The sequence below is a fragment of the Streptomyces sp. HB132 genome (assembly GCF_016909575.1).
Taxonomy (GTDB): domain Bacteria; phylum Actinomycetota; class Actinomycetes; order Streptomycetales; family Streptomycetaceae; genus Streptomyces.
In genome coordinates, this window is sequence record NZ_JAFBGA010000039.1 from 1 (window position 1) to 3492 (window position 3492).

Genomic DNA, 3492 nt, shown 5'->3' on the forward strand with positions numbered 1-3492 from the left:
CAAAGCATCCGCCTCAATCGGATCACCCAGAGTCGTCCCCGTGCCATGCGCCTCCACCACATCCACCCCAGGACCAGACACCCCCGCGTTCGCCAGAGCCTGGCGGATGACTCGCTGCTGCGCGGGACCGTTCGGCGCGGTCAGCCCGTTCGACGCACCGTCCTGATTCACCGCCGAACCCCGCACCACGGCCAACACCCGATGCCCGTTACGCACCGCATCGGACAACCGCTCCACCAACAGCACCCCAACGCCCTCCGCCGCGCCCATCCCATCGGCGGCGGCAGCGAACGCCTTGGATCGGCCGTCGCGGGACAGACCCTGCTGTCGGCTGAACTCGGTGAACAGATCAGGAGTGGACATCACAGCGACACCACCGGCCAACGCCAGCGTGCACTCGCCCTGGCGCAGAGACTGCACCGCCAGGTGCAACGCCACCAACGACGACGAACAAGCCGTGTCCACCGTGATCGCCGGACCCGTCAGACCGAAGGTGTACGCGATACGACCGGACGCCACACTGCCCGCCGTACCCGTCATGGCATGGCCTTCGACCTCTTCGGGGATCGCGGGCAACCTGCTGCCGTAGTCACGAAAACTGGATCCGATGAAAACGCCCGTGTGGCTTCCGCGGACCGATGACGGATCGATGCCGGCGCGCTCGAAGAGCTCCCAGGACGTCTCCAGCAGCAACCGCTGCTGCGGATCCATCGCCAACGCCTCACGCGGCGAGATACCGAAGAACCCTGCATCGAATTCACCGGCGTCGTGGAGGAATCCGCCCTCGGTCACATACGAGGTTCCCGGCCTCTCACCTTCCACGTCGATCAGGGCGGCCAGGTCCCAACCGCGATCGTCAGGGAACTCGGAGACTCCGTCCGCACCTGCGGACACCATTTCCCACAGGTCCTCCGGCGACGAGACGCCGCCAGGGAAGCGGCAACTCATGCCGACGATCGCCACCGGCTCGCTACCGGCCGACTCCGCTACTCGTAACTGAGCCCGAGTTTCCTGGAGTTCCGCCGTGACTCGGGTCAGATAATGGCGAAGCTTCTTGACATCTTCCATGTGCTTGCCCCATGTAGTGAGTCAGAACCGTGTGAGTCAGAACCGTGTGAGTCAGAACCGTGAGAAAACAGGTCCGCGAAGACCATGTGGTCAGGAAATCCCGAATTCCTTCTCGATGAATTCGAAGATCTCGTCGTTGCTTGCAGCCTCGAGCTCTTCGGACTCGACAGCCGCCGTCTCCTGCTGTGCGGTGCCGGAGACCGACCGGAGGAGGCTGCGCAGCCGACCGCCGATCTGGGCTCTGGAGGGATCACCGTCCGACATCGCTGCAACGAGGTTTTCCAGGCTGTCGAGTTCCGCAGCACCGGGTGTTCCCGACCCCTCCGTGCCGTCGAACAGTTCGGCTCCGAGGTGGCGTACGAGATCGGCCACCGTCGGGTGGTCGAACACCACGGTGGTGGGCAGTCGAAGGCCGGTCGCGGTATTCAGCCGGTTGCGCAGTTCGACTGCGGTGACGGAGTCGAGACCGAGTTCCAGGAACTGCCGTCGTAGCCCCACCGCGTCGGCGGATTCATGCCCGAGCACGGCTGCCACGTGGGTTCGGACGGTACTCATCAGCTGCCGGTCGCGTTCCTGAGGCGCCAGGCGGGCCAGCACGTCAGGCAGGGGGGTGGTCGGGTCGGCGGTGCCGGCCGCTTCCAGCACGCTTCGCGCCTCGGGGATCTCGTCCAGCAAATGACTCGACCGCGTCGCGGTGTAGGCGTGAGTGAACCGGTCCCAGTCGATGTCGGCTATCACCACGGTGGTGTCGTCGTGTTCCAGCGCGGCTTCCAGAGCAGAGACCGCCGACTCCGGGGAGAGCAGCGGCACACCGTGTCGGAGACGGACCTCGTTCACGGCGGTCAGCTCGGCCATGCCGCCCTGTGCCCAGGAACCCCAAGCCACGGAGGTGGCCTTCAGCCCTTGCGAGCGGCGGTACTGGGCGAGGGCGTCAAGATAGGCGTTGGCGGGTGCGTAGTTGCCCTGGCCCGCCATGCCGACTGTGCCGGCGAGCGAGGAGAAGAGGACGAAAGCTGTGAGCTCCAGTTCCCGGGTCAGTTCGTGCAGGCGCCACGCTGCCTGAGCCTTCGCCCGCAGCACCCTGTCGACCTGATCGAAGGTCAGGGTGGTGACTGCCCCGTCGTCCAGCACCGCAGCAGTGTGGATCACCGCTGTCAACGGGTACTCGTCCGGAACCGCGGCCAGGAGTTCGCGGAGAGCGTCGGCATCCGTGATGTCACATGCCGTCACGGTTACTCGGGCCCCGGCCTCCGTCAGCTCGGCCTCCAGCTCTGCAGCTCCCGGCGCCGTGGCGCCCCGGCGGCTGACGAGGAGGAGGTGCTCGGCGCCCTGGGACGCCAGCCGGCGGGCGACCTGGCCGCCGAGGGCACCCGTACCCCCCGTGATCAGTACCGTCCCGCTGCCCGGAGTCCAGCCGCCGCCCGATTCGTCACCGATGGGCGCCCGGACGATCCGACGTCCGAGGACCCCGAAGGGCCGCACCACAACCTGGTCCTCGTGAGCGTCGGCAGCCAACACCCCACAGAGGCGGCTGAGGGAATCGGCGTCGGGCGCCGAGGGCAGGTCGACCAGCCCTCCCCACCTTCCGGGGAGTTCCTGCGCCACAACTCGGCCCAGGCCCCACACCATCGCCTGCGCGGGGCTGGTGAGCGGGTCCGCCTCGCCGGTGGAGACGGCACCCCGGGTGACGCACCACAGTGGTGCAGCCATCCCCACGGCTTCCATCTCCTGGACCAGCGTCAACGTCCGTCCGAAGCCCGCCGGAACCGAGGACACGTCGGGGAGGGGCCTCTCGTCCTCGGCAAGCAACGACAGCACGCCCGCCGCGTCGGAGTGCGCGGCCAGCAGACCGGCCCACTCGTGCGCGTCGTCGGGTGCCGCAATCGCTACAACTTTGGCTCCGTGCGCTTGAAGCGCGCCGGCGACCGCCTCGTTCAGCTCGCCGTCCACCTGATCCTGTGCGACGACTACGAGCCAGGTTCCGGACAGGCGATCCGAGTTGGAGTCGGACAGCGGCTTCCAGTCGGCGCGGTACCGCAAGGACTCCATCGAGGCGGTGGCGCTCTGTCGCCGATGCCACGCAGACAGCGCCGGCAGCACTCTCTTCAGCTCCGAGTGCGCGTCATCGAGTCCCAGGGTCTGCGCGAGGCCCTCCAGGTCCTCCCGCTCCACAACGCTCCAAAAGCCGTCATGGGGGGCCTCTGCCGCAGAGGGGCGGGGAACGGAGGCGTCGAGCCAGTACCGTTCGGGCTGGAAGGCGTAGGTGGGCAGGTCTATGTGGCGGGCGCCGTCGTGGGTGTCCGGGCTGTCGAGAACTGTCCTCCAGTCCAGTTCGACACCCTGCACCCACAGCTCCGCCATCGACGCCATAAACCGCTCCGGACCACCCTCACCACGACGCAACGTCCCCACCGCCAGGACATC

Annotated in this window: 2 protein-coding genes; both read right to left on the reverse strand. The window is 67.4% G+C overall.

Annotation, left to right across the window (positions count from 1 at the left end; translation table 11 throughout):
* Window positions 1–1038, reverse strand: a 1038-nt coding sequence (locus tag JOC24_RS32930; protein ID WP_374104555.1) for a beta-ketoacyl synthase N-terminal-like domain-containing protein, incomplete at its 3' end; no start/stop codon positions are given.
* 120 nt (window positions 1039–1158) lie between these two features.
* Window positions 1159–3492, reverse strand: a 2334-nt coding sequence (locus JOC24_RS32935) for an SDR family NAD(P)-dependent oxidoreductase (protein WP_205024103.1), incomplete at its 5' end; no start/stop codon positions are given.